This is a genomic window from Nocardia sp. NPDC057668 (genome assembly GCF_042799795.1).
GTDB lineage: Bacteria > Actinomycetota > Actinomycetes > Mycobacteriales > Mycobacteriaceae > Nocardia.
In genome coordinates this window covers 28,311-54,071 of the sequence record NZ_JBHVIC010000001.1, presented here as the reverse complement: position 1 = coordinate 54,071, position 25,761 = coordinate 28,311, and the positions used below count along the sequence as shown (strand labels likewise).

Sequence of the window (25,761 nt, the reverse complement as noted above, 5' to 3'; positions counted from 1 at the left end):
ACGATGGCCGGAACTGACGATCAGAACGGTGAACGCGGTCGCTGGGATCCGGGTGTGAACACCTATGCGTCCATGGGTTATTACGCACCGGACTATCAGCCCAAGGATACCGACATCCTCGCGGTCTTCCGGGTCACCCCGCAGCCCGGGGTGGATCCGATCGAGGCGTGCGCGGCCGTCGCGGGCGAATCCTCCACGGCCACCTGGACCGTGGTGTGGACCGACCGGCTCACCGCGCACGACCGCTACCAGGCCAAGTGCTACCGGGTGGAGGACGTGCCGGGCCGGCCGGGGGAGTACTTCGGCTACGTCGCCTACGATCTGGATCTCTTCGAAGAGGGGTCGATCACCAATCTCACCTCGTCGGTCATCGGCAATGTCTTCGGATTCAAACCGCTGCAGGCCCTGCGGCTCGAAGATATGCGTATTCCGGTGGCGTATGTCAAGACCTTTCAGGGCGCTCCGCACGGAATCGTTATGGAGCGCGAGTATCTGAATAAGTACGGCCGGCCGCTGCTCGGCGCGACGGTGAAACCGAAATTGGGTCTTTCCGCGCGAAACTACGGTCGCGTGGTGTACGAAGCCTGCAAGGGCGGGCTCGATTTCACCAAGGACGACGAGAACATCAACTCGCAGCCGTTCATGCGCTGGCGCGATCGCTTCCTGTTCGCCATGGAGGGCGTCAATCGCGCGACCGCCGAAACGGGCGAGCTCAAAGGCCATTACATGAATGTCACCGCGGCCGACATGGAGGACATGTACGAACGCGCGGAGTTTGCCAAGTCCATCGGCAGCATGATCATCATGATGGATCTGACGGTCGGCTACACCGCCATGCAGTCCATGTCCAAGTGGGCGCGGCGCAACGGCATGCTGCTGCATCTGCACCGGGCCGGGCACTCCACCTTCACCCGGCAGAAGACGCACGGCGTCAGCTTCCGGGTGCTGGCCAAGTGGTGCCGGCTCATCGGGGTCGATCACGTGCACGCCGGCACCGTCATCGGCAAGCTCGAGGGCGACCCGTACACGGTCAAGGGCTTCTACGACACGTTGCGCGACAACCACGTTCCCGCGAATCCGCGCAACGGCATCTTCTTCGACCAGGACTGGGCCAGCCTGCCGGGCGTCATGCCGGTGGCCTCGGGCGGCATCCACGCCGGGCAGATGCATCAGCTGCTGGACCTGTTCGGTGACGACGTGGTGCTGCAGTTCGGCGGCGGCACCATCGGCCACCCGATGGGCATCGCGGCGGGCGCGGAAGCCAATCGTGTTGCGCTGGAAGCGGTCGTGAAGCTCCGCAACGAGGGCCGCGATCTGCTGAAGGAGGGCCCCGAAGCGCTGCGCCGGGCCGCCGAGACCTGCAAGCCGCTCGAGGCGGCGCTGCAGGTCTGGGGTGACGTGACCTTCGAGTACACCTCCACCGATGCCCCCGACGCCGTACCCACCAGCTCACGCTGACGCCGAAAGACGAGGAACCGCAATGCAACTGCGTCACGGCACGTTTTCTCACCTGCCCGACTTCACCGACGCCGAGATCGCCGCGCAGGTGCGCTACGCCCTGCTCAACAATTGGCCGGTCTCCATCGAATACACCGACGATCCGCACCCGCGCAATGTGTACTGGGAGATGTGGGGTCTGCCGCTGTTCGATCTCGACGAGCCCGACGGCGTACTCGCCGAGATCAATACCTGCCGAGCCACGTTCCCGCGGCACTACATTCGCGTCACCGCCTATGACGCCACGTACGGCCGCCAGACCACCGCACTGAGCTTTTTGGTGCAGCGCCCGGCCCACGAACCCGGCTTCCGGCTCGATCGCACCGACGCCAGCGACCGGCGCCAGCGGTACAGCTACCACGCGTACGCGCTGGACGACAGGCCCGGCGAACGCTACAGCGGCTGAACCGTTTTCCGAGCGAGAGGTTCGAAGTGAGCAAGGAGTATCCCGTGGCGCCGAGCGCCCGGCAACCTGCGGCCGGGCCCGCGGCGAACGGGTTTCAGATGCATCGGCCCGGGGCCACGAGCCCCGCGCCGGTGCGCGGTGCGGCCGCCGACGGCCCCCGACCCGAGGACACGGCGGCCGACCACCCGCTCGCCGAGGACGCCCTGCTCGATCTGTCCGCCGATATGGCGGGCAAGGACGTCGAGGACACCCTGACCAGGCTCGACGCCGAACTGATCGGCCTGGCCAACGTCAAGCGCCGGGTGCGGGAGATCGCGGCGCTGCTGCTGATCGACCGCGCCCGTCAGCGCTTCGGCCTGCAGGCCACCCGCCCGACCATGCACATGAGCTTCACCGGCGGGCCGGGCACGGGCAAGACCACGGTGGCGCTGCGCATGGCGCAGATGCTGCACGCCCTGGGCTACATCCGTAAACCCAAGGTGCACACCGTGACCCGCGACGATCTGGTCGGCCAGTTCATCGGTCACACCGCGCCCAAGACCAAGGAGGCCCTGGCCAAGGCCGCCGGGGGCGTGCTGTTCATCGACGAGGCGTACTACCTGTTCCGGCCGGAGAACGAACGCGATTACGGGCAGGAGGTCATCGAAATCCTGCTGCAGGAGATGGAGAACGAGCGCACCAGCCTCGTGGTGATCTTCGCCGGCTACCCGGATCGCATGGAGGTCTTCTTCTCCGCCAACCCCGGCCTGTCCTCGCGGGTGGCCCACCACATCGAGTTCCCCGACTACACCCACGACGAGCTCCTGCGCATCGCCCAGCTCATGGTGACGCAGGAGAATTTCAGCCTCGACGACGCCGGGGTGGAGGCGTTCTCGCGCTATCTCGAACTGCGCATGACCCGCCCGCGCTTCGCCAACGCCCGCAGCGTGCGCAATGCCATCGACCGCTGCCGGCTGCGCCAGGCCAAACGCCTGGTGGAGCTGCACCGGCCGCTGAGCCGCACCGACCTGATCACGCTGACCGACAACGACGTCTACGGCAGCAGCGTGTTCACGGAAACCTCCGTATCGGAGGGCGCCCCCCAGTGAGGAAATGAGCAGGCGTATGCCCGAAGGATTGAAGACTCTCACCCGGTACACCATCGAGTCCGAGCATCGCCATCCCGGATCGTCCGGGGAATTCTCGGCGCTGGTGAACGTGCTGGCCACCGCGACCAAGATGATCGCCAACCAGGTGACCAGGGGCGCCATCGTGGGGTCGCTGGGCGGCACGGGCGCGGACAAGGCGCCGCGCGCGGTGCATCGCCAGCTCGACGCGATCGCGCACGACATCATGGTGGGAGAGAGTCAGTGGACCGGGCCGCTGTCGGCGCTGGTCTCCGAGCAGATGAGCGGGTTCCACGCGGTGCCGACCGAGTATCGGCGGGGGAAGTATCTGCTGGCCTTCGATCCGCTCGATGGATCGAGCAACATCGACGTGAACCTGCCCGTCGGAACGATTTTCAGCGTGCTGCGCGCGCCGGAGGACGGACGTGCGGCCACCGGCGAGGACTTCCTGCAACCGGGGGTGCAGCAGGTCTGCGCGGGATTCACGCTCTACGGGCCGGCGACGATGCTGGTGCTCACCACCGGGAACGGGGTGGACGGATTCACCCTCGATCGTGAGGTCGGGGCGTTCGTGCTCACCCATCCGGGCATGCGAATACCCGAGGACACTTCGGGTTTCGCGATCAACGCGGCCAACGAGCGGTTCTGGCAGCGACCGGTGCGGCGGTACGTGCACGAATGCCTACAGGGGCAGGACGGACCGCGCGGACGCGATTTCAACATGCGGTGGGTGGCCTCGCTGGTCGCGGACACCTTCCACATTCTGACCCGCGGGGGCATGTATCTGTACCCGCGCGACACCCGCCATCCGGATCGTCCGGGGCGGGTGTCGCTGTTGTACGGGGCCAATCCGATCGCGTTCATCGTCGAACAGGCGGGCGGGGCGGCGACCACCGGGCACGAACGGGTGCTGGACGTGAAGCCGGGGGAGCTGCACGAACGAGTGCCGTTCATCTTCGGCTCGCGCAACGAGGTCGAGCGGATCGTGCGCTATCACGCCGAACCCGATGGCGGGCCGAGCTTCGACGCCTCGCTGTTCGGGTCGCGGTCGCTGTTCCGGTCGGCCGGGCGCTGAGGCGTCGCGAAATCAGTTGTCCGGCAATCGAGGAGGTGCCATGTCGGTCAAACATCCGGTGGTCGCGATCACCGGGTCGTCCGGTGCGGGAACGACCAGCGTCACGCGGACCTTCCAGGAGATATTCCGGCGCGAGGGAATCAACGCGGCCATCGTGGAGGGAGATTCGTTCCACCGCTTCAACCGCAACGAGATGCAGCTGGCCATGGCCGAGGCCGAAGCCAGCCGCAATCTGACGTTCTCGCATTTCGGGCCGGAGGCGAATCTGCTGGGGGAGCTCGAGATGCTGTTCCGCGACTACGGCGAGACCGGGGTCGGGAATGTGCGGCGGTATCTGCACAACGACCGCGAGGCAAAGCCGTTCGGGCAGCCGGCGGGCACGTTCACGCCCTGGGAGGAGCTCTCGCCGGGCAGTGATCTGCTGTTCTACGAGGGTTTGCACGGGGCGGCGGTGACCGACGGCATCGACGTGGGCAACTACACGGATCTGCTGGTCGGGGTGGTGCCGATCGTGAATCTGGAGTGGATTCAGAAGGTGCACCGCGACAAGAACGAACGCGGGTATTCGAGCGAGGCCATCATCGATACGATCCTGCGGCGCATGCCCGACTACGTGAAGCACATCTGCCCGCAGTTCTCGCGGACGTATGTGAATTTTCAGCGGGTGCCGACGGTGGATACCTCGAATCCTTTTACCGCGCGCACGATTCCGACCGCGGACGAGAGTTTCGTGGTGATCCGCTTCGCCGATCCGAAGGTGATCGACTTCCCGTATCTGCTGTCGATGCTGCACGATTCGTTCATGTCCCGGCCCAACAGCATCGTGGTGCCGGGCGGGAAGATGGACCTGGCCATGCAGTTGATCTTCACGCCGCTGATCCTGCGGCTGATGGACAAGCGGCCCAAGCGAATGCGGTGAAACGAATCCGGCGGCCGTCCCTGTTCGGGACGGCCGCCGGACCGTGTCGCGCTGGGATCAGACCGCGGCCGGAACATCCTTGGCCGCCTTGCGGACCTGGAACGAGCTGATGATCTCCATGATGCCGATGAAGATCAGCCACCAGCCCACCACCAGGGTCAGGGTCAGCAGCGAGGTGAACGGCGCCGCGATCAGCCAGCCGCCACCGATGACCAGCACGATGCCGAAGAAGATCGTCCAGCCGCGGCCCGGCATGCCGTCACCGGAGATGCCGGTGATCAGCGAGCTGACGCCGCGGAAGATCCAGCTGATGCCGATCCAGATGGCCAGCAGCAGGACCGCGGTGGCCTCGCCGCGTTCGGTCCAGTCGTGGAAGCACAGGAAGCCCAGGATCAGCGACAGGATCGCGCTGATGAAGGACAGGATTCTCATACCGGCGCTGAGGTGCAGACCGAAGGCCGCGATCAGCTGGAAAACGCCGGACAGGATCAGGTAGATGCCGAACAGCACGCCCGCGATGAGCAGCGTCTTGCCCGGCCAGGCAAGGATCAGAATTCCCAGCGCCACCGAGAGGATGCCGGTGACCAGGATCGACTGCCAGGCGCCCCGGGCCAGCGCGTGGACCGGCCCTTCAATAACTTCCTCTTTGCTGGTTGTCATATTCGGGACAATATGCCCAGTTCATCCTATTTGCGGTGAATTAGCGCGGTGTGGTGCACGGTTGTGACTTGGGTCAATCCACTTCCGCGTGCCGTTTGAGTTCGCGCTTGACCCAGCGGATATCGGCGCGCCAGGTATAGGCGGCCACCAATGCCGAACCGGCAACGGCGGTATCGAGCATGTATTCGCCCTGCACGGGCACGCTGATCAGGCCGCCGATGAGCGCGCCGAGCGCGAACGAGCCGTATTGCACGGCGTAGCCGAGCCACTCGCGCGGGCCGCCGTCCCCGGCCAGGTGTCGTTCCACGCCCTGCGCCAGCTTCACCAGCGTGCCGGTCACGTAACTGACCGGAATGGAGACCTCGCCGTTCTTCACGAACGAGGTGTTCAGCGCACCCATCGCGAAGGCCACGATCAGAATCGGAGTCAGGCCGATGCTGCGTTCGCCGATGAAATGCTCACTGACCGCGGCCACCAATAGCGCGGCGGTAGCCAGCACGGTCGCGCCGTGCGGGTGGTTCTCCCAGACGTGCCGACGGAACAGCGAGGCCACGAACACGCCGGTGACGAAGCAGGCGATGAGCAGTGCGGCGCCGACGGCCAGGGTGGCGTCACCGGAAAAGAAGCCGAGAATGGCGCGTTCGGTGTTACCGGTCATGAACGTGACGAAATATCCGGCCGAGTGCATGTACGCCGCCGCGCCGATGAAACCGGCCAGCGCGGACAGCACGGCGGACAGGCGCATCTCCAGATTCCAGAAGGGTGCGAGAGCTTCGCCGCGGCTCGAAGTCATGGCAAAAGGCTAGCAACCTTTTCCTGAGAACTTCCGGCGTGCGAAAGACGGCTGTGACCGCGCGCCGCACGTGGGGTACAGTGCTTATGTTAACCACAATTCACATCTGGTTGAGCAGTAGAGCGCTAGGAGTAGCCATGACTTCCGCCGTCATCGTCGACGTGGTCCGGACCCCGACCGGAAAGGGGAAAGCCGGTGGTGGACTGTCGGAAGTGCACCCGGCGACACTGCTGTCCGGGGTGCTGGAAGCGCTCGTCGCGCGTACCGGGATCGATCCGGCGGTTATCGATGATGTGATCGGCGGTTGCGTCACCCAGAGTGGCGAGCAGGCGTTCAACATCTCGCGCACGGCGGCATTGGCGGCCGGATTCCCGGAATCTGTGCCGGCCACCACAGTCGACCGGCAGTGTGGCTCGAGCCAGCAGGCCGCGCACTTCGCCGCCCAGGGCGTGCTCGCCGGGGCGTACGACGTGGCCGTCGCCTGCGGCGTGGAATCCATGTCGCGGGTGCCCATGTTCTCCAATGCCCAGGGGGCGGACGCGAATCGCGGTCCGCTGGCGCAGCGGTACCCGAACGGTCTGATCCAGCAGGGGATCGCGGCCGAGGTGATCGCCGCGCGCTGGAAGTTCGACCGGGGCGTGCTCGACGAATTCGCCGCGCGCTCACACCGGCTCGCGGCGGCCACCGCGGCGGCGGGCGGGTTCGACCACGAGATCGTCTCCGCCGGAACCATTTCCGCCGACGAGACGATCCGCCCGAGCACCTCGGCGGAGGGGCTGGCCGGATTGAAGCCGGCGTTCGCGGACGCGGAGTTCAAGGCCCGGTTCCCCGAGATCGAATGGTCGATCACCCCGGGCAACTCGTCCCCGCTCAGCGACGGCGCGTCCGCCGCGCTGATCATGAGCGAGCAGAAGGCGACCGAGCTCCGCCTGCGCCCGCGCGCCCGGTTCCATTCCTTCTCCGTGGTGGGCGATGATCCGCTGCTCATGCTGACGGCGGTCATTCCCGCCACCCGCAAGGTGCTGGCCCGCGCGGGGCTCACGATCGACGATATCGACGTGTACGAGGTGAACGAGGCGTTCGCGCCCGTGCCGCTGGTCTGGGCGCACGAGCTCGGCGCGGATCCGGCCAAGCTCAATCCGCGCGGCGGGGCCATCGCGCTGGGGCATCCGCTGGGAGCATCGGGCACCCGGATCCTCGCGACCATGCTGAATCACCTGGAGCAGACCGGTGGGCGCTACGGGCTCATGACGATGTGCGAGGCGGGCGGGCTGGCCAACGCCACCATCATCGAAAGGCTCTGAGCGCGACTCGCCCTGGGCCGCGAGCCCGGCCGACGCAGGCGGGCGCTGTGTAGGCGCGCTCTCGCAGCGTCCGGCCGGGCTGATCAACCGGCTCTTATCATCCGGCTCGGAAACCACTGCACGACAGTGGTTTCCGAGCTTTTCCAATTCGGCCGCGTAGCTGGATTCCGGTCGGGTCGGGTGTGGTGGGTGCCGAAGCGGGCACCCACCATCGACGCGAACGACGGTGGAGGATGCGGTTCGAACCGGGTGTCCGGCGCGGGAAGTCGGTGATTGCTCGTAGCGTGGTGCGGGTCATGAGTCGGGTGGAAGGTGGTTGAGCGTGGTCGCGGTGACCCGGGGACAGGTATTCGCGTGGCGGATGCGGCGGCAGTTCATCGGTGCGGACGCAGCGGTCGATGCCGTCGCGGTCGCCGAGCGGCTCGGTGGCGTGCAGGCGCAGGTGGCGTCCGCGGCGGAAATGGCCGTGGCGCTGCGCGGTAGCGCGGGGGAGCCGGGCGGGGTCGGGGCCGGACTGCGGGCGGGGTCGCTGGTCAAGACCTGGGCGATGCGGGGGACATTGCATGCGCTGACACCGGATTTCGCGGCGGGGGCGCTGTCGCTGATGGCGTCGGCTCGCACCTGGGAGAAGGGGTCCTGGGTCAAGACCTTCGGTGCGACACCGGACGACGTGGCCGCCTTGGTGGTCGCGGTCGGGGAGATCCTTGGGGATGCGGTGCTCACGCGGGAGGAGTTGGTGTCGGTCATTGTCGCCGAACGCCGATTCCAGCCGCTCGAGGAGCACTTGCGTTCGGGGTGGGGCGCCCTGCTCAAACCACTCGCCTGGCAGGGGGCACTGTGCCATGGGCCCGCGGACGGCACCACCGTGACCTTCACCCATCCGGCGCGGCTGATTTCGGGGTGGAAGGGCATCCCCGATCCGGATTCGGCCGCGCCCGACGTCATCCGGACCTACCTGGGCGCGTACGGTCCCGCGACGCCCGAAGCGTTCGATGCCTGGCTGAGCCGGGGCAGCATCCGCAAGCCGGTGCTTCGGCGCTGGTTCGCCGAGCTGGGTGACGAGCTCACCGAAGTCGAGGTGGAGGGGCGGCGCGGGTATCTGCGCACCGAGCATGTCGACGAGTTGGTCGCGATCGAGCCGGAGGCATCGGTCCGGTTGCTCGGGTCATTCGACCAATACGTGCTGGGTCCGGGGACCAACGACACCGCGCTGCTTCCGGCCGAACATCGCGCGAAGGTCAGCCGGGCCGCGGGCTGGATTTCGCCGCTGGTGCTGGTGGATGGGCGCATCGCCGGTACATGGGCCGTCGCCGAGGGGGATGTGGTCGTGAGCATGTTCGACGGCGCCGCGCCGTCCGCGCGCGAGTTGAAGCGCGAAGCGGCGCGGGTCGCCCGCGCCACGGGTGTTGCGGCGCTGACCGTGCGCGCCGAATGACCGACCGGGCGTGCCGAAGACTCGGCGCGTTCCGATCGCGACGAATGCAAGTCGCGGGGTGTTAACCCTGCTCGGGTAGCGTCGCGCCCGAGGGGGGCATGGTGGGTGGAATCGTTGTCATCGGGGGCGGTATCGCGGGGCTCGCGACCGCGCTCTTCCTGGCGCGGCGCGGGCACCCGGTGACGGTGCTGGAACGGGAAAGCCGAAGCGCCGGCGCCGATCTGGAAGCGGACTTTCTGGAGTGGCATCGGCCCGGCGTGCCGCAGGCCGTACAACCGCACAACCTGCACGCGCCCGTGCGCGCCCTGCTGCGGTCCGAAGCGCCCGACGTGTACGCGACCATGCTCGCCCTGGGAGCCGAGGAATGGAACGACTTCGAGCAGCTCGCCGCGGTGCCACCGCAGCCGGGCGATTCCGAACTGGTCACCCTGCGGGCGCGGCGCATCGTGGTGGAGCGCGCGCTGGCGGGCGCGGTCCGGGATCAGCCGGAAATCACAATGGCACAGGGTGATCCGGCGACCGGTCTCACGCTCGATCGTTCCGGACCGGTGCCGCGGGTCACCGGTGTGCGCCGCGGTTCCGGCGTACTCCCCGCCGATCTCGTCATCGACGCGGCGGGCCGGCGTTCCCCGGTTCCCCGCTGGCTGACCGCCGCGGGCACCCGCCCCGCGGTCATCGACAGCCACCCCACCCGCATCGCCTACTTCTGCCGCTGGCACCGGCTCCGTCCCGGCGCGCCGCGCAGACCATCCTCCACAGCCACCGGCGGAGCCACACCCTTCGCCCTGGGCGGCGTATTCCCCAGCGACAACGGGGTTTTCGCAACCCACCTGGTGGTCTCGACCACGGATCCGACCCGGGCGGCGCTGCGTGACCCGGCGGTCTTCGAGTCCCTGTCGCGCACTTTCCCCGGCAGTGCGGACTGGCTCGCCCTCCCGCACGATCCGATCAGTCCCGTACTGGCGATGGCGGGCCTGGACAACCGGCGCACCGCCCTGGTCGACGACCACGGCCCGATCGTTACCGGCCTGCTCCCCGTCGGCGACAGCGCGATCCACACCAATCCCACTCTCGGCCTGGGCATTCCCTTCGCGCTTCGAGCCGCGGTCTGGATCGCCACCCACGCCGGCCACGCCGCCGACGGCACACTCACCCTCGATCACCACCGCTGGATGACCGAGACCCTCGGCCCCTGGTTCGACCATCAGGTGCGCGGCGACAAGACCACCGAAAACAACCTGGCCCTCCCGCCCGGCCCGGCCGGATCCCCCCGCGCCGAGTTCTCCCCACTCGCCGCGCTGCCGTGGTGCGCGCTCGACGATCCCCACGTCCTGCGCGCCCGGCTGCGGGTCCGCCACCTGCTCGACCGCCCCGACAGTCTCCTGACCAATCTGGATGTCGCACACCGGGTTGCGCTCTGGCTCCTGGACCACCCGGATTTCGTGCCGCCGTCCCAAGGCCCGGGTCGCGCCCGGTGGGAGGAACTGACCGCCACGGCCACGTTCGGCCGCCAACCGAACCGCCGTTGACGACCTCGAACCACCGACCCGCCGCTGCGTCCGACTAGCGGTCCGGCCCGACGCTTCCGTCACGAACGGACTGACGCCACCGCCGGACTCCTGGTGACCAGCCGGCGTCACCACACCGATCGAACTCTTCCGGAGTTCAACCTCCGACCGGACATACGCCCGCGGCCAATTCCGCTTGCACGAGGCTTCCCTGATCGGTACTGATAGCGAGATGATCGGCTGGAGTTGCTGTCCCGGTTGCGGTTTGGCGATGCCGGCGGAACGCGACGACGTCGCGCGCGGCCTGGACGCGTCGCCCGCGTGCGCTGCCGTCTTCGCCGAAGGTTCCGCGCCTGATCCCGGGCGGGAGCCGGGCTAGCGGGCGGGGTTCGGGAGGAGGTCCGGGGTGCGGGCGCCGGGGCCGAGGGTTGGGCGGATGTCCCGGGGGGTCAGGGGGGCCGCGCAGTGGGAGCAGGTGGGGGTGACCGTCATCTTGTGGCCGCAGGTCTTGTGGATCGCCTCGACGGGGGGACCGTCGGGGGCCGACCAGGTGTCGCCCCATTCGCGCATCGCGTTGACGACCGTCCAGAGGGTGCGGCCCTTTTCCGTCAGTTTGTAGTCGTGGCGGGGCGGGTTCTCCTGGTAGGGCTCGCGGGTCAGGACGCCCTGGTCGACCAGGTGTTCCAGGCGCTGAGTCAGGACGTTGCGGGCTATGCCCAGGCGGGAGCGGAAGTCGTCGAAGCGGGTCACGCCGAAGAGCGCGTCTCGGACTATGAGCAGGGTCCACCAGTCGCCCACGACCTCCAGGCATTGGGCGATGGAGCAGTTCATGTCCTCGAAGCTCGTTCGGCGCATGGGGACAGCATAGTCGGTTGCTTCAAAGAACTCACTGGCCTATGGTTCGTTGCATGATGCAACTCACTGGCCCGCCGGGCCGTCTGCTCGATGGGGAGAGATCGTGAACAACGCTGTGGAACAACAGGATCGGCAGGCGAAGCAGGGCAGGACCGTGCTCGGCATCGTGGCCATCGGCGTGCTGCTGTCGAGCCTGGACCTGTTCATCGTCAACGTGGCATTGCCGGAAATCGCGGTGGACTTCGCCGGGGCGGAGATCTCCGGGCTGTCCTGGGTACTGAACGCCTACGCCATCGTCTTCGCCGCGCTGCTGGTGCCCGCGGGCAGGCTGGGGGGACCGGAACGGGAACAAGAACGTCTTCCTGCTCGGGCTCGGCATCTTCGTGCTCGGCTCGGCGCTGTGCGCGGTGGCCTGGAATACCGGTGCGCTCGTGGGCTTTCGAGTACTCCAGGCGGTGGGCGGCGCCCTGCTGACCCCCGCCTCACTCGGACTCGTCCTGGCCGCGACCCCGCCCGAACGCCGGGCCGCGGCGGTCCGGCTGTGGGTGGCCTTCGGCGGCCTCGGCGCCGCGCTCGGGCCCGTGCTGGGTGGATTGCTGGTCGAAGTGCAGTGGCGCTGGGTGTTCCTGGTGAACGTGCCCATCGGCATCGCCGCGCTGATCGTCGGATGGCGACTGCTGCCCAACCCCGCGGGTACGGGCGGCCGGCTCCCCGACGGGTTCGGCGCCCTCGCGCTGGTCGGATCGGTCGCCGCGCTGATTCTCGCGCTGGTCAAGGGCGAGGACTGGGGCTGGGCGTCGCCAACGACGATCGGCGGGTTCGTGGCGGCGGTCGTGCTGGCGATCGCATTCGCGATCTCCTCGCGCAGGCATCACAGCCCGGTGCTCGATCCCGCGCTCCTGCGCCTGCCGAACTTCGGTCTCATGATCGGCAATTCACTGCTGTTCAACGTCGCCTTCGCGGGCATGCTGCTCTCGGCGGTGCTGTGGGCCCAGAACGTCTGGGGCTGGTCGGCGTTGCAGTCCGGCCTTGCCATCGCGCCCGGCCCCCTGGTGGTGCCCCCGGTGGCGATACTGGCCGGGCGACTCATCGCACGCTGGGGCGCGGGCCCGGTCATCGCCGCCGGCGGCGTGACGTTCGCGGCCGGAATCCTGTGGTGGACAGCGGCGGTCACGCTGGAACCGAACTTCGCGGGCGGGCTGCTCGGCGGCATGGTGCTGACCGGTGTCGGGGTCGGACTCACACTCCCGACCAGCTTCGCCGCGGGCACCGCGGGGCTCCCGCCGCAGCGCTTCGCCACCGGTTCCGCCGTCCTGAGCATGGCCCGCCAGATCGGATTGGCCATCGGCGTCGCGGTTTTCGTCGCGGTGGTGGGCGCGCCCGAGGGCACGGACGCGACACTGCAGGCCTTCCAGCACGGCTGGTACGTCGTCGCGGGCGCGGCGGTGGCGGCGGGGCTGATCGGTCTCGCGGCCCGGCTGCCGCGACCCACCGATGCTCTGGCACAACCGGTTTCGACGGTCGCCGCGAAGGGCTGACACGACACCGAGCAGTAGTGCGCCGTCATCCCCGCGGGGGTGGCGGCGCACCCGCGCATCCGCCCGGGGAGGGGTAAATCCAGCGGCTCTCTCAGGGCAGGGATCAGGGGTTCTCCGGATTCCGCCGAGGCCGCCGGTTTCCTACCGTCGAAGCATGCGATCTCTCTGGGCGATTCCGGTGCTGGCGTTGGTGGCGGGATGCTCGACCGTGGCCACCGACAGTCCGCCCACCGCCCTGACCACCACCCCGTCGGTGGTCGCGGCGAGCCGCGTCGAGCAGATCCGCGCCGACATCGACGCCCTCGTGCGCACCGGGCTCGCCGGCGCCATCGCCACCCTCACCGAGAACGGCCAGACCCTCACCCTCACCGCCGGGGTCGCCGATCGCGCCACCGGCGAGCCGATTCCGCTGTCGCCGCACCAGGAGGTCCGGGTCGGCAGCATCTCGAAAACCTTCGTGGCCGCGATCGTCCTGCAACTGGCCGCGGAGGGCCGTGTGCGACTGGACGAGCCGATCGACACCTACCTGCCCGGTCTGCTGACCGGCAACGGCATCGACGCCCGCGCCATCACCGTGCGGCAGATACTCCAGCATCGCAGCGGCCTCCCGGAATTCGCGGACGCGCCGGAGATCGACGAATACCGCGCCGGCGTCGAGGGACGCGTCTTCACCCCGGCGGAGGAGATCCGGATCGCGCTCCGCAATCCCGCGCGGTTCGCCCCGGGCGCGCGGTTCGAGTACACGAACACCAACTACACCGTGGCCGCCATGCTGATCGAGAAGGTCACCGGCCGCGCCTACACCGACGAGCTGACCGGACGCATCACCGTGCCGACCCAGTTGACCGGCACCTACCTGCCGAACCCGGGCGAGCTGGACATCCGCGGCCCGCACCCGCACGGCTACGCGACCATCGACGGGGTGCGCACCGACGTGACCCGGTCCGAGCCGTCCGTACCGTGGGCGGCCGGCGCGCTCGTATCGACCGGGGCCGATCTCAATCGCTTCTATCTCGATCTGCTGGCGGGGAAGGTCGTGGCTCCCGCGCAGCTGGAGCAGATGCTCGCGGGCGAGCCGCAGGAACCGGGCGGCTCGATGTGGTACGGCCTCGGCATAGGCGGCACCGAACTCGACTGCGGCGCGCAGTATTTCGGCCACACCGGCGGCATCGCCGGCTATGTCACCGTCGCCGGCGCCTCCCGCGACGGCCGGGCGGTGACCATCACCCTGACCGAATCCCCGGAGCGGGAACCGGATGTGCAGGCTCTGGTCAGTCACGCCCTGTGCCCGTAAGGTACTACTAGATGTAGTAGACAACGCGAGTTCGACGACAACTGCGCGAAACAGGGGGCGGGGCAATGACATACGAACAGGTCTGCGTGGTCGGCGGCGGTCCGGCGGGAATGATGGCGGGCCTGCTGCTCGCCCGGGCGGGGGTGCGGGTCACCGTCGTGGAGAAGCACGCGGACTTCCTGCGCGACTTCCGCGGCGACACCGTGCACCCCTCGACCCTGCGACTGCTGGACGAGCTCGGACTGGGGGAGCGCTTCGCCCGGCTCCCGCATCGCAAACTCGAGCAGATGCGCATGCGCATCGCGGGCGACACCCTCGTGGTCGCGGATTTCCGCCGCCTGCCCGGCCGTCACCGCTACATAGCCATGGTGCCGCAGTGGGATTTCCTGGACCTGCTCGCCGAGGCGGCATCGGCCGAACCCACCTTCACCCTGCGCATGGCCACCGAATTCACCGGCCTGCGCGTCGAATCCGGCCGCATCACCGGCGCACACCTGCGAAACCCCGACGGCAGCACCGAAACCCTGGACACCGCGCTGGTGCTGGCCTGCGACGGGCGCGATTCCGCCGCCCGCGCCGCCGCCGGACTCCGGCAGGACATGTTCGAGGTCCCCATGGACGTGTGGTGGCTGCGCGTGCCCACCGCCGCCGACACCGCCGGAGCAGCACAGGTTTTCGCGCGCTTCGACGCCGGGCGCGCGGCGGTGACCCTGGATCGCGGCGACTACTACCAGACCTCCTACCTCATCCCGAAGGGCTCCGACGCCGAGCTGCGCGCCCGCGACATCCGGTGGCTGCGCGACGAACTGGCGGACCTCTTCGACTGGACCCCCGAGGCCCTGGCGGCCGTGCGCTCCTGGGACGACATCAAGCTCCTCGAGGTGACCATGGGCCGGCTGCCGACCTGGCACGCCCCCGGTCTGCTCTGCCTGGGCGACGCCGCGCACACCATGTCCCCGGTCGGCGGGGTCGGGGTGAACCTGGCCATCCAGGACGCGGTGGCCGCCGCCCGCATCCTGGCAGCCCCGCTGCTCTCCGGCCGTCTCACCTCCGCCGACCTGGCCAAAGTGCAACGCCGCCGCCACTTTCCGACAGCCATGACCCAGAAATCCCAGCTGAACGAACACGAACTCCTGCTCGAACCCGCCCTGGACGGCACCCTCACCGGCGCACCCACCCCGCTGCGCGTCATCGATCGGTTCCCGGTGCTGGCCGGAATCTCCGCCTACATCGGCGGCGTCGGACTCCGGCCCGAAAGGGCGCCCGCCTTCGCCCGGGCGTGATCGCCGCACCGCATCCCTCCCGCCGATAGGGTGCGGGGATGCGGACCGAACGAGAGCAGCGGCTGATCGACACCGTGGCCTGGGTGTTGATCCGGGACGGGCGAATTCTGTGCGGGCGGCCCGCCGGGAAGGACGAGTTCTATATCCCCGGCGGGAAAAGGGAAGGGGCCGAGACGGATCTGGAGACCCTCGTCCGGGAGATCCGCGAGGAGCTGACCGTCGAGGTGCTGCCCGGAACCGTGGCGCACGCGGGCACCTACGAAGCCCCGATCCCCGGCGCGCTGGTCCGCATGGCCTGCTATACGGCCGACTACACGGGCACGATCGCGGTCAGCAGCGAGATCGAGGAGATCGACTGGTTCGACTACTCGGACCGGCCCCGGGTGCCCCCGGTCGACCAGCTCCTGTTCGACGATCTGGTGGCCGCGGGGCTGCTGAATCGCTGAAAACAGAATCCGGTTACTAGAACATGTTGTTGACAGGTACCGGTGGGTAGTCATCGAGAGACTGGTCTGAATGTAGAACATGTTCTAGTGTGATGGGCAGAACATTCCAGTGCCGGGAAGTTAGAGGAGCCCCCACCACATGCGTACCGAGATCTGCGATCGCCTGGGCATCGATGTCCCCATCTTCGCGTTCACCCATTGCCGCGATGTGGCCGCCGCGGTCAGCAATGCCGGCGGGCTCGGCGTGCTCGGCGCGGTCGGTTTCACCGCCGAGCAGCTCGAGGTCGAACTGGCCTGGCTCGATGAGCATGTACAGGGCGTCTACGGCGTGGACCTGGTCATCCCGTCGAAGTACGAGGGCAAGGGCGTCGAGAACCTGACCCCCGAGGAGTTGGAAGCCCAACTCGCCAAGCTCGTTCCGCAGGGCCACCGCGATTTCGCGCAGAAGATCCTCGAGGACCACAACGTTCCGCAGCTGCCCGAGGGCGAGCGGCACAACCAGCTGCTGGGCTGGACCGCCACCACGGTCGCCCCGCAGATCGAGGTCATTCTCAAGCACCCCAAGGCCAAGCTGGTCGCCAACGCGCTGGGCACCCCGCCCGATGACGTCATCAAGACCATCCAGGATTCCGGCCGCCTGATCGGCGCGCTGTGCGGCTCGGTCAAGCACGCCATGAACCACAAGAACGCGGGCCTGGACTTCGTGGTCATGCAGGGCACCGAGGGCGGCGGCCACTGCGGCGAGATCGCCTCGATGGTGCTGTGGCCGCAGGTCGTGGACGCCATCGGCGACATGCCCGCGCTGGCCGCGGGCGGCATCGGCAACGGCCGTCAGGTCGCCGCCGCGCTGGCCATGGGCGCGCAGGGCGCGTGGACCGGCTCGCTGTGGCTGACCGTGGAGGAGGCCAACGTGCCGCCCGCCCAGATGCAGACCTACATCGACGCCACCAGCTCGGACACCGTGCGCTCGCGGTCCTGGACGGGCAAGCCCTGCCGCATGCTCAAGAACGACTGGACCGAGGCGTGGGACCGCGAGGACACCCCGGCTCCGCTCGGCATGCCGCTGCAGATGATGGTCGCCCTCGACGGCGTCAAGCGCGGCCACCGCTACCCCGAGGCCGCCAAGGACGTGAACTTCAACCCGGTCGGCCAGGTCGTCGGCCAGATGAACAAGGTCGAGCGGTCGACCGAGGTCGTGCAGCGCCTGATCCAGGAGTACCTGGATTCGTGCGAGCGGCTGAACAAGCTCAACAACGCCTGACATAGCTCACGCACGAACGGCCCGGTCGCCTTGCGCGACCGGGCCGTTCGCGTTCCGACGCCCGACAGCGGAACACCGCCCCCGACGCGGCCGCGTCTCAGCAGGGCGGGTAGACGGACCCCACGAACTTGCCCGTCAGCACGCAGACCAGGGTCCACGCCGCGTCGCGCGCAAGGGTTCCCGACGAACTGAACGAACCGCTGTCGTCGATCTGCCGCACGGACGCGGGTTCGGCCGGAACGGCGGCCTGCGCGGTGACCGTCACCGCGCCCGACGCGCCGACCAATGCGGCCGACACGGCGAGGGTTCCGAGCAATTTCTTCGAATACATGCATCACTCCGTTGATCTCGACCCCGACCCGGCCCAGTATTGAATGGTGTCGTCCGCTCCGGCAGCCCCGATTCCCGTGGGCCCGCCTGTGAGTCCCGTCTCTGAACCGACCGTCCGGCTTGCTCTTTCGGGCCGTCGATTGCAACGGTGGTCGAGATGTCTCCGCAGAAGCCGTCGCGCACACGCGAACACGCCCCACCCGCGGCCGGGGCCGGATGAATACGTCGGTAGCAGAGCAATGTTGGGACGCCCATGATCTGATCGGCATGAGCGACAAGGATGTTGTCGACAGTAGTGGAGTGTTGCGTTGAAAATAGCGTTGTTTGCGATGTCGCCGGGTTCGCGGCGCGGGCGGTCCGGCGTGGTCCCGGCCTGCCTGGCGGTAGTGCTGGCCGTGGCCGTCGCGGCCTGCGGGCAGAGCAAGACATCGGACGGGCAGGGTAACCCGTCCACCGGACCGGTGGCGGTCGGCTCGGAGGTCAAGGCCGCGGTCGACAAACTGGTTGTCGCGGCGGAACTCCCGATGACCGGCTACACCCGCGAGAAGTTCCCGCACTGGGACACCAAGGCGGTCGAGCACGGGTTCGGGACCGAATTCGCGCAGTACGCCAAATGCACGACCCGCGAAGTGATGATGCTGCGCGACGCCACCGGCGATGTCACCCTCGATCCCAAGACCTGCGATCTGAAGGTCGGCAAGGGCGGCGGCTGGCAGGACTCCTACGGCGTCATGGACGCCAAGACCGGGCAGCTCAAGCCGTACAAGTTCATCACCGATCCGGCCGGCGTGGATGCCGAGCACATCGTGCCGTTGGCCGAGGCCTGGCGTTCGGGCGCCTCGAAGCTGGACGAGGACACCCGCCGCAATATCGCCAACGACGCGGTCAATCTGATCGCGTCCGACCCGTCCGCGAACAGGTCGAAGGGTGATCAGGACGTGGCCAATTATCTGCCGCCGGGAGCTTTCCGGTGTGGCTATATCGATCACTACGTGAAGATAAAGATAAAATATGCCTTGGCTGTAGATAACGACGAGCTCAAAGCGCTGCGCACCGCAGTCGACGACTGCGTCAAACAAGGAGGGTTCAGATAATCGACGTCATCGAGATTCTCGCCGAAGCCGCCATCATGACCCGCGAGGAAGGGACGGTGTCGGGAGAGCTTGATGTCGCAGTCGACGACACCGGAACAGCGCTGGTCCGCTACCGCGATACCGAAACCTGGTACACGATCGGCAATCTGGAGGACCGGCCGCCATTGAAATGGTCGTCGGTCGCCGATCTGGTTGCCGCTATCGAAGCAGGTCAGGGTACCCGCGACGCCGCCGGAAACACCATTCCATTCGAAGCCTGACCGGATTTCGATCCGGCGCGGCCGTTCATCGAATATCGAACGGCCGCAATAGAACAGCCGTGGGGTGCGGACCGATCAACCGGTCCGCACCCCACGGTCGCATGTACGCCCCGATCAGTCGCGCACGCCGGCCCGCAGCGATTCCGCGCGCAGCTTGACGCCCGCGGTCATACCGCCGAAACCCTTGCGCAGGGCGTTGCCGAGCAGGCCGCCGACCACCGGGCTCAGCGGGCCCTGCAGTTCGAAATGGGATTCATAACGGGTCCGGCCGTCGCCCAGCGGGGTCAGAATGTGCTGCCGATGACTGCTCAGCAGGCCCAGGGGAGCGGGCTTCATCTTGTAACTGAATTCTTTACCCGGGGTATTGGAGAAGATGTATTCGCGCTGGTTGCGCGGCGGGCCGACGAGTCGCACCTTCATATCGATCGGCGTACCGGGCTCGAGGGTGGTCGTGCATTCGGGGACGAAGGGGTTCCACTCGCCGTAGTTGTCCACATCGGTCAGGACCTGCCAGACCAGTTCGGCGGGTGCGTCGATGTCCACGCTGTTATCGATGACGAAGGCCATGGCGGCCACAATACTGAAACGCGTTCTATCCGGTGTGACATCCCCCCGCATCGCGGCGCCCGCTACCGTCGAATCATGACGCTCGCCGATCGTTATCCCTTGCTGCACACCCCTGCCCGCTGGGAATGGGGCGGCCTGGACGTGCAATTCTCGACCGATCTCCCGGCCGACGAACTGGTGACCAATATTCACGTCGTCTGCTTCGTCGGCGCGGAGATCGTGCTGTGCCGCGATGCCCGCGACTTCTGGATGGTGCCCGGCGGCACGCGCGAGGCCGGTGAATCCGTGCGCGCCTGCGTGGTGCGCGAACTACACGAGGAGGCCGGGGCCGAACTCGCGGGACCGCTGCACTGGATCGGCGCGCATCACGGGGTCACCGACCATCCCGAGCCGTACCGGCCGTGGCAGCCGCATCCGCACAAGGCGTGGCTGTGGTGCACCGCCGACGTGGCGCTGACCGGCGAGCCGACCAATCCGGAAGACGGGGAACAGATTCTGGAGGTGCGGACCTTCCCGCTCGCGCAGGCGGCCCGCCTGGCGGGCACCGACGGGGACCACATGTCCGAGCTCGTCACCCTCGCGGCCGAGCTGCACCTGGCCCGGCAGCGGTAGCCGAGCGGGTCACGCGCCGGGAAGCGCCTGCGCCACCAGCAGATTCACCGCGCGGGTGATCCGGGGCGTATCGGCGGTGATCGTCCAGTCCTGGATGAGCCCGCGCATGCCGGAGACCAGCAGGGTGGCCGCGGCTTCGGGATCCTCGTGGGCGGGCGCGATGCGATGCAGGGCCTCGGCGAGCGACTTGATCACCGCTGTCACCGCGTCGTCGGCGTAGGGCCGGAAAGGACTGTGCGGGACCGCCGCCGCGGCCAGGACCTGCAACAACACCCGCAGCGACACCGCGCCGGCGCCGGAGGTGTTCACCGCGAACGATTGCGCGAGCCGGGTCCGCAGCACCCGCGGATCGCTCACCTCGCCGAACATGGCCGGGATGTCGGGCCGCTGCGTCTCCAGGGCCGCCACCAGCATCTGCTCCTTCGTGCCGAAGTAGTGGATGAGCATGCGCGAGCTGGTGCCGAGGTAGTCGGCGAGCGGTCGCAGGGAGAGTTCGGCGAGGCCGCGTTCGGCGATGTAGTCGATGACGCCGGACAGCAGTTCGGCGCGACGGGCGTGATCGAGGGGGCGCGGCACGGGTTGACTGTAGCGGACGGTACAGGTATCCATGTCGGCATGGGTGTAACAGTTGGTACAGAAACTCGGGGCGTGGTGGTCACCGCGATGGCGGCCGCGACCAGCCTGGGCGCGGATCTCGCGTCCACCTGGGATCGGCTCGTGGCGGGGGAGAGCGGAATAGCGCCGCTGACAGACGATTTCGTGACCGAGTACACCTTGCCCGTGCGGATCGGCGGGCGACTGACCGAACACCCCGGGACCCGGCTCACCCGGATCGAGCAGCGGCGCATGTCCTTCGTGCAGCAGTTGGCGCTGGTGCTGGCCCGGCGGGTCTGGCAGGAGGCCGGCGCGCCGGAGGTGGATCCCGAACGGCTGGCGGTCGCGGTCGGAACCGGGCTCGGCGGCGGCGAAGCGCTCGTGCACGCGGTCGACGTCATGCGGGCGGGCGGGTATCGCAAGGTGCCGCCGATGACCGTGCCCATGGTCATGCCGAACGGGTCGGCGGCCACGGTCGGGCTCGAGGTCGGCGCGAAAGGCGGGGTGTACGCGCCGGTTTCGGCGTGCGCGTCCGGCGCGGAGGCGATCGCGCACGGCTGGCGGCTCATCGCCACCGGCGAGGCCGACGTGGTCGTGGCCGGTGGCGTGGAGGGCCGCATCGAGGCGGTGCCCATCGCGAGTTTCGCCATGATGCGGGCCACCAGCACCCGCAACGACGAACCCGCCCGCGCCTCACGGCCTTTCGACCGGACCCGGGACGGATTCGTGTTCGGCGAGGGCGGGGCGCTGCTGGTGCTCGAATCCGAAGCACACGCCCGGGCCCGCGGCGCGCGCGTGCACGGGCGGGTACTGGGGGCGGGCATCACCTCGGACGGCTATCACATCACCGGCACCGCGCCCGACGGCGACGGCGCGGCCCGGGCCATGCGCAAGGCGATCGCCACCGCCGGACTGAGCGCGGCCGACATCGGTCACATCAACGCGCACGCGACCTCGACACCCGTCGGCGACGCCTCCGAGGCCGCGGCGATCATGAAAGTCGCCCCGCACGCGGCGATCTACGCGCCCAAGTCAGCGCTCGGGCATTCCATCGGGGCGGTCGGGGCGCTGGAGGCGATTCTCACCCTGCGCACGCTCGAGTACGGAATCATCCCGCCCACACTCAATTTCGAGGAGGGCGACCCCGGCACGACACTGGATGTCGTCGCCGGGGCCGCCCGGGTGCACAGCGCCGACCGCGCGCTGAGCAATTCCTTCGGGTTCGGCGGGCACAACGTGACGCTGGCGCTGGGCCGCGCCTGAGAGCCCGCCTCACATTCGAGACGGGAGCACGCTCGGAAGAGCCGGCGATCAGCCGACCGGGACCGTGCTCGCCCTGCGAGCCTCCACCGCGAGGCGGGTCTCCTCGGTCACCAGATCCATGTTGATCTGCGCGCCCGCGAAGGCGCCCGCCGCGGCCGCACCGCCGACCTGCGCCGACAGGTCGGTGACATTGCCCGCGGCCCAGACGCCCGGCACCTCGGTGCGCCCCATCGGATCGGCGGGGACCTGATCGCCCATGGCCGGGCCCATCGGGTGCGGGACGGCGTGCAGACCCAGCGACGCGAGGAAGTCCGCGCGGGCGATCATCCGCGCGCCCAGGGCCACCACCTCGCGCTCGATCACCGTGCCGTCGGCCAGCCGGACGCCGGTGATCCGATCACCGTCGGACTCGACCGCGACAACCTCGCCCGGGACGACCCGGACGCCGCGGGCGGCAAGCTGTTCGGCCTGTTCCGCGGTGGGCTCGGGCTGGGTGTGGGTGAACAGCACGACGTCATCGGTCCACTGACCCCACAGCAGCGCCTGGTGCACCGCCATGGGAGTCGCGCCCACGATGCCGATGGCCCGGTCGCGCACTTCCCAGCCGTGGCAGTACGGGCAGTGCACGACGCCGCGGCCCCACTGCTCGCGCACGCCGGCGATGTCGGGCAGATCGTCGACGAGCCCGGTCGTCACCAGCAGCCGGCGGGCGCGCACGGTGCGGCCGTCGGCGAGGGACACGATGAATCCGTCGCCGTCCCTGACGGCACCGGTGACTTCACCGTCGACCACGTGCCCGCCGTACTGACGCACCTCGGCCCGGCCGCGTTCGACCAATTCCAAGGGCGACATGCCTTCTCGGGCGAACAGCCCGTGTACCCCCTCGGCGGGGGCGTTGCGCGGTGCGCCCGCGTCGATCACCACGACCGAACGGCGAGCCCGCCCGAGCATGAGCGCGCCGTTCAGACCCGCCGCGCCGCCACCGATAACCACCACGTCATAGCTGTCGTTCAGCTGCAAGGTCACCATGACCACCTCCTGGTATCGAGGATGTGACAACCACCGCCGAACTGGCAAACAATTTTGCCGATATGGCAAAATGGCCGGATGGATCAGGATCTGGATCGTGCCCTCGACGCGGTCGGCCCCCGGCTCCGGGACCTGCGCCGGCAGCGCGAAACCACCCTCGCCGAACTCTCGACCGTCACCGGGATCTCGGTGAGCACCCTGTCCCGGCTCGAATCCGGTGCGCGCAGGCCGACTTTGGAGCAGCTGCTGCCGCTGGCCCGCGCGCACGGCGTCACCCTCGACGAATTGGTCGACGCACCGCCCACCGGGGATCCGCGGGTGCACATGCGGCCGGTCACCAACCACGGTATGACGATGCTGCCGTTGACCCGCCGGGCGGGTGGCATCCAGGCGTTCAAGATCATCATCCCGGGCGATGACCGCCGCCGCGAACCGAACCCGCAGATCCACGAGGGCTACGAATGGCTCTACATCCTCAACGGCCGCCTGCGCCTGGTCCTGGGTGATCAGGATCTGATCATGTCGCCCGGCGAGGCGGCCGAGTTCGACACCCGCGTGCCGCACTGGTTCGGGCCGGCGGGCCGGGAATCGGTCGAGTTCCTCAGCCTCTTCGGCAAGCAGGGCGAGCGCGCCCACCTGCGCGCCCGCCCGAAGTCTCAGGGCTGAGACCCGCGAATTCGGTTCGAGCGGGGGCGGTCTCGGTCCCGCCGGCCGATTCGCCCGACCGGCGGGGCCGGTGACCTCAGCGGGTTCGGTCCACCGGCAGCGCGGCCAGGACGGCTGCCACCAGGGAGATGGCCGCGCAGAGGGCGAAGAGGGTATGGAAGGCGGCGAGGCCGTCGGTGGAGTTGGCGGCGAAGACCGCGGCCAGCATCGCGATGCCGAGTGCGCCACCGGACTGCCGGGCGGTCAGGTTCATGCCGACGCCCGCGGCGAACCGCTCGGGCGGCAGTGAGCGGGCGGCCGCGGTGCCGAGGACGGTGATCACCAGGCCGATGCCGCCGCCGCCGAGGAGGCCGGCCGGAATCCAGGCCGTCCACAGCGCGGGCGTGCCGTTCCAGGCGTCGGTGCTCATGAAGTAGGTCGAGGCCGCGAACATGAGGGCGCCGATCACGCCCGCCCAGCGCTGCCACGACTCGGGGGCGCGTCCGGCGGCGACCGCGGTGATCATGGACGCGATCGCGCCGATCGTCATGGCGCCGGCCGACTCCAGCACCGAGTAGTTCCAGACCTGATCGAGCCACAGCGGCCCGGCCAGCAACCACGCGAACATGGTGGCGCCGAACACGAAAGCGGTCGCGTTCACCAGCGCGTAGCGATGGCTGCGCCACAGTCCCACGGCGATGGCCGGGCGCGGATGCCGCCGCGAGCGCCACAGGGCAATGGCGAGCAGCGCCGCGCCGCCGAGGCCGCAGGCCAGGGTGCGCCACGAATCCCAGCCCCACTGCTGACCCTCGGTCACCGCGGCGACGAGCGCCCCGATCCCGAGCGCGGTGGCGGCGGTCCCTACCAGGTCGGGCAGGCCGTCCCGCCGGTGTTCTTCCCCCGCGGCCAGACGGAATCCGGCGGCGACGAGCAGGGCCACGATCGGCACGTTGATCACGAATACCGAACGCCAGCCGAACCATTCGACCAGCGCGCCACCCACCGCGGGACCCACGGTCGCGGCGAATCCGCCGGCCGCGGTCCACGCCGCCATGGCGATGCCGATGCGCTCGGGCGCGGTGACGCCCAGGACCAGCGCCAGGCCCGCGGGTATCAGGAACGCCGCGGTCATGCCCTGCAGGAAGCGGCCCGCGATCAGCCATTCGGCATTCGGTGCGAGTGCGCACAGCAGGGAGGTGACGGCGAATCCGGCCAGCGCGTACAGGAACACACGCCCGCGCCCGAGGGCGTCGGCCAGCTGCCCGGCGGGGGTCAGCAGCGCGGCGAAGGCCACGGCGTATCCGCTGACGACCCAGGTCAGCGAAGTCGGTGCGGTGGTGGGGAAGTCGCGCGTGATGGCGGGAAACGCGATGTTGACCACCGACAGATCCAGGAAGGCGACGAATGCCGCCCCGCACGCGACGAGCAGTGCGCGCCGGGCGGCACGCTGTGCGGCCGGGGTCGGCGAGTCACCTTGGGCAGGTATGGGATTCGGCATCGCCGGGCCGGAAGGATCGGGGGAGCGCGGCGGCTCCTGTTCGAGGCGCGGATCAAGTGGCGTGGAGTCGGGCGGGGGCACGGACGTAGGCCGTGCGGATACGTCGGTCATGTCGGAGCTTTCGAGAGCGAGCGGGCTGAAGATCTAAACAACACGAACGGTCGTGCGTATTGTTGAAGCTACGGCCGGTCGCTCGTTTTCGCAACAGCCGTCCCGGGCCGGAGCAGAGTCACCCGCCCGGGAATCGGTCGCGTCCGTTTCCGCCCACCGAGCCTCGAAGCCTCCGCGACAACCCGCCCCGCCCGCACGCCCCGTTCGCAGAAACGCCCGAATCGGATTCACGCCCGTACCTGCGACCTGGACCCCTGCGGCATCCCGCTTGCCGTTCCCGATGCCGTCAGAACTCCGGCACCGCAAGCGCCCGATCCCGTACGCGGCGCCGGGTTATCGTGAGTCCGGCGGCGACGCCGCAATACCGATCGATACCTA

Annotated in this window: 26 protein-coding genes; 18 read left to right on the top strand and 8 right to left on the bottom strand. The window is 68.7% G+C overall.

What is annotated here, in order from left to right; all coding sequences use genetic code 11:
• Positions 1-3 precede the first annotated feature (3 nt).
• The 5 genes from ACFVBH_RS00265 to ACFVBH_RS00245 are packed head-to-tail and all read left to right on the top strand — an operon-like array spanning position 4 to position 5,003.
• A complete protein-coding gene (locus ACFVBH_RS00265) occupies positions 4-1,458 on the top strand; it encodes a form I ribulose bisphosphate carboxylase large subunit (RefSeq protein WP_354989053.1) in 1,455 nt (484 codons plus the stop codon).
• Positions 1,459-1,480: 22 nt separating this feature from the next.
• Entirely contained in the window at positions 1,481-1,903 is a 423-nt protein-coding gene (locus ACFVBH_RS00260) for a ribulose bisphosphate carboxylase small subunit (RefSeq protein ID WP_354989054.1), read from the top strand.
• A gap of 26 nt (positions 1,904-1,929) precedes the next feature.
• Positions 1,930-2,991, top strand: coding sequence for an AAA family ATPase (locus tag ACFVBH_RS00255; protein WP_378998384.1), 1,062 nt, complete (start codon positions 1,930-1,932; stop codon positions 2,989-2,991).
• Between the two features lie 16 nt (positions 2,992-3,007).
• On the top strand, positions 3,008-4,084 hold the full coding sequence (locus tag ACFVBH_RS00250; protein ID WP_354989056.1) for a class 1 fructose-bisphosphatase: 1,077 nt from the start codon (positions 3,008-3,010) through the stop codon (positions 4,082-4,084).
• Between the two features lie 40 nt (positions 4,085-4,124).
• Complete coding sequence (locus ACFVBH_RS00245) at positions 4,125-5,003, top strand: phosphoribulokinase (protein WP_354989057.1); 879 nt, start codon at positions 4,125-4,127, stop codon at positions 5,001-5,003.
• Positions 5,004-5,060: 57 nt separating this feature from the next.
• Here the strand turns inward: ACFVBH_RS00245 and ACFVBH_RS00240 are convergent, their stop codons facing one another.
• A complete protein-coding gene (locus ACFVBH_RS00240) occupies positions 5,061-5,663 on the bottom strand; it encodes an HdeD family acid-resistance protein (protein ID WP_354989058.1) in 603 nt (200 codons plus the stop codon).
• Positions 5,664-5,736: 73 nt separating this feature from the next.
• Positions 5,737-6,456, bottom strand: a complete 720-nt coding sequence (locus tag ACFVBH_RS00235; RefSeq protein ID WP_354989059.1) for a YoaK family protein — start codon at positions 6,454-6,456, stop codon at positions 5,737-5,739.
• Between the two features lie 137 nt (positions 6,457-6,593).
• Here ACFVBH_RS00235 and ACFVBH_RS00230 point away from each other — a divergent pair, with 137 nt between their 5' ends.
• The 3 genes from ACFVBH_RS00230 to ACFVBH_RS00220 all read left to right on the top strand — a co-directional run bounded on the left by ACFVBH_RS00230 (position 6,594) and on the right by ACFVBH_RS00220 (position 10,724).
• The gene (locus ACFVBH_RS00230; RefSeq protein ID WP_378998381.1) at positions 6,594-7,760 is read left to right on the top strand and encodes a thiolase family protein; all 1,167 of its coding nucleotides are present in this window, start codon (positions 6,594-6,596) and stop codon (positions 7,758-7,760) included.
• Positions 7,761-8,082: 322 nt separating this feature from the next.
• Positions 8,083-9,195 (top strand): winged helix DNA-binding domain-containing protein, encoded by a 1,113-nt coding sequence (locus ACFVBH_RS00225; RefSeq protein WP_378998379.1) that lies wholly within the window; start codon positions 8,083-8,085, stop codon positions 9,193-9,195.
• 101 nt (positions 9,196-9,296) lie between these two features.
• Positions 9,297-10,724, top strand: coding sequence for an FAD-dependent oxidoreductase (locus tag ACFVBH_RS00220; RefSeq protein ID WP_378998377.1), 1,428 nt, complete (start codon positions 9,297-9,299; stop codon positions 10,722-10,724).
• A 354-nt stretch (positions 10,725-11,078) separates the two neighbouring features.
• Here the strand turns inward: ACFVBH_RS00220 and ACFVBH_RS00215 are convergent, their stop codons facing one another.
• On the bottom strand, positions 11,079-11,558 hold the full coding sequence (locus ACFVBH_RS00215; protein ID WP_354989064.1) for a helix-turn-helix domain-containing protein: 480 nt from the start codon (positions 11,556-11,558) through the stop codon (positions 11,079-11,081).
• Between the two features lie 383 nt (positions 11,559-11,941).
• Between ACFVBH_RS00215 and ACFVBH_RS00210 the strand changes: the two genes are divergently transcribed.
• The 5 genes from ACFVBH_RS00210 (at position 11,942) to ACFVBH_RS00190 (ending at position 17,380) form a co-directional block, all read left to right on the top strand.
• A complete protein-coding gene (locus ACFVBH_RS00210; protein WP_378998375.1) occupies positions 11,942-13,096 on the top strand; it encodes an MFS transporter in 1,155 nt (384 codons plus the stop codon).
• 154 nt (positions 13,097-13,250) lie between these two features.
• The gene (locus ACFVBH_RS00205; RefSeq protein ID WP_378998373.1) at positions 13,251-14,390 is read left to right on the top strand and encodes a serine hydrolase domain-containing protein; all 1,140 of its coding nucleotides are present in this window, start codon (positions 13,251-13,253) and stop codon (positions 14,388-14,390) included.
• A gap of 65 nt (positions 14,391-14,455) precedes the next feature.
• Positions 14,456-15,673 (top strand): FAD-dependent oxidoreductase, encoded by a 1,218-nt coding sequence (locus tag ACFVBH_RS00200; RefSeq protein ID WP_378998371.1) that lies wholly within the window; start codon positions 14,456-14,458, stop codon positions 15,671-15,673.
• 38 nt (positions 15,674-15,711) lie between these two features.
• Entirely contained in the window at positions 15,712-16,119 is a 408-nt protein-coding gene (locus ACFVBH_RS00195) for an NUDIX domain-containing protein (protein ID WP_354989068.1), read from the top strand.
• 139 nt (positions 16,120-16,258) lie between these two features.
• A complete protein-coding gene (locus tag ACFVBH_RS00190) occupies positions 16,259-17,380 on the top strand; it encodes a nitronate monooxygenase family protein (protein ID WP_354989069.1) in 1,122 nt (373 codons plus the stop codon).
• Between the two features lie 97 nt (positions 17,381-17,477).
• Here the strand turns inward: ACFVBH_RS00190 and ACFVBH_RS00185 are convergent, their stop codons facing one another.
• A complete protein-coding gene (locus ACFVBH_RS00185; protein ID WP_354991874.1) occupies positions 17,478-17,711 on the bottom strand; it encodes a hypothetical protein in 234 nt (77 codons plus the stop codon).
• Positions 17,712-18,039: 328 nt separating this feature from the next.
• Between ACFVBH_RS00185 and ACFVBH_RS00180 the strand changes: the two genes are divergently transcribed.
• Together ACFVBH_RS00180 and ACFVBH_RS00175 are read left to right on the top strand one after the other, a co-directional pair.
• On the top strand, positions 18,040-18,804 hold the full coding sequence (locus ACFVBH_RS00180; RefSeq protein WP_354991875.1) for an HNH endonuclease family protein: 765 nt from the start codon (positions 18,040-18,042) through the stop codon (positions 18,802-18,804).
• Positions 18,805-18,839: 35 nt separating this feature from the next.
• The gene (locus ACFVBH_RS00175; RefSeq protein ID WP_354991876.1) at positions 18,840-19,064 is read left to right on the top strand and encodes a hypothetical protein; all 225 of its coding nucleotides are present in this window, start codon (positions 18,840-18,842) and stop codon (positions 19,062-19,064) included.
• A gap of 114 nt (positions 19,065-19,178) precedes the next feature.
• On the opposite strand, the gene ACFVBH_RS00170 is transcribed toward ACFVBH_RS00175, so the two are convergent.
• Positions 19,179-19,631, bottom strand: coding sequence for an SRPBCC domain-containing protein (locus tag ACFVBH_RS00170; RefSeq protein ID WP_354988457.1), 453 nt, complete (start codon positions 19,629-19,631; stop codon positions 19,179-19,181).
• A gap of 75 nt (positions 19,632-19,706) precedes the next feature.
• Between ACFVBH_RS00170 and ACFVBH_RS00165 the strand changes: the two genes are divergently transcribed.
• Complete coding sequence (locus ACFVBH_RS00165; protein WP_378998366.1) at positions 19,707-20,243, top strand: NUDIX hydrolase; 537 nt, start codon at positions 19,707-19,709, stop codon at positions 20,241-20,243.
• 9 nt (positions 20,244-20,252) lie between these two features.
• Here ACFVBH_RS00165 and ACFVBH_RS00160 read toward each other — a convergent pair whose 3' ends face one another.
• Positions 20,253-20,819 (bottom strand): TetR/AcrR family transcriptional regulator, encoded by a 567-nt coding sequence (locus ACFVBH_RS00160; RefSeq protein ID WP_354988459.1) that lies wholly within the window; start codon positions 20,817-20,819, stop codon positions 20,253-20,255.
• A gap of 39 nt (positions 20,820-20,858) precedes the next feature.
• Between ACFVBH_RS00160 and ACFVBH_RS00155 the strand changes: the two genes are divergently transcribed.
• Positions 20,859-22,100 carry a KasA/KasB family beta-ketoacyl-ACP synthase gene (locus tag ACFVBH_RS00155; RefSeq protein WP_378998364.1) on the top strand — a complete coding sequence of 414 codons (1,242 nt, stop codon included), beginning with the start codon at positions 20,859-20,861 and terminating at the stop codon, positions 22,098-22,100.
• A 48-nt stretch (positions 22,101-22,148) separates the two neighbouring features.
• Here the strand turns inward: ACFVBH_RS00155 and ACFVBH_RS00150 are convergent, their stop codons facing one another.
• Positions 22,149-23,129: an NAD(P)/FAD-dependent oxidoreductase gene (locus tag ACFVBH_RS00150; RefSeq protein WP_378998362.1), complete on the bottom strand. Its 981-nt coding sequence runs from the start codon at positions 23,127-23,129 to the stop codon at positions 22,149-22,151.
• A 78-nt stretch (positions 23,130-23,207) separates the two neighbouring features.
• Here ACFVBH_RS00150 and ACFVBH_RS00145 point away from each other — a divergent pair, with 78 nt between their 5' ends.
• Positions 23,208-23,795 carry a helix-turn-helix domain-containing protein gene (locus ACFVBH_RS00145; protein ID WP_378998360.1) on the top strand — a complete coding sequence of 196 codons (588 nt, stop codon included), beginning with the start codon at positions 23,208-23,210 and terminating at the stop codon, positions 23,793-23,795.
• A 76-nt stretch (positions 23,796-23,871) separates the two neighbouring features.
• Here the strand turns inward: ACFVBH_RS00145 and ACFVBH_RS00140 are convergent, their stop codons facing one another.
• The gene (locus ACFVBH_RS00140; protein ID WP_378998357.1) at positions 23,872-25,272 is read right to left on the bottom strand and encodes an MFS transporter; all 1,401 of its coding nucleotides are present in this window, start codon (positions 25,270-25,272) and stop codon (positions 23,872-23,874) included.
• Positions 25,273-25,761: the final 489 nt, after the last annotated feature.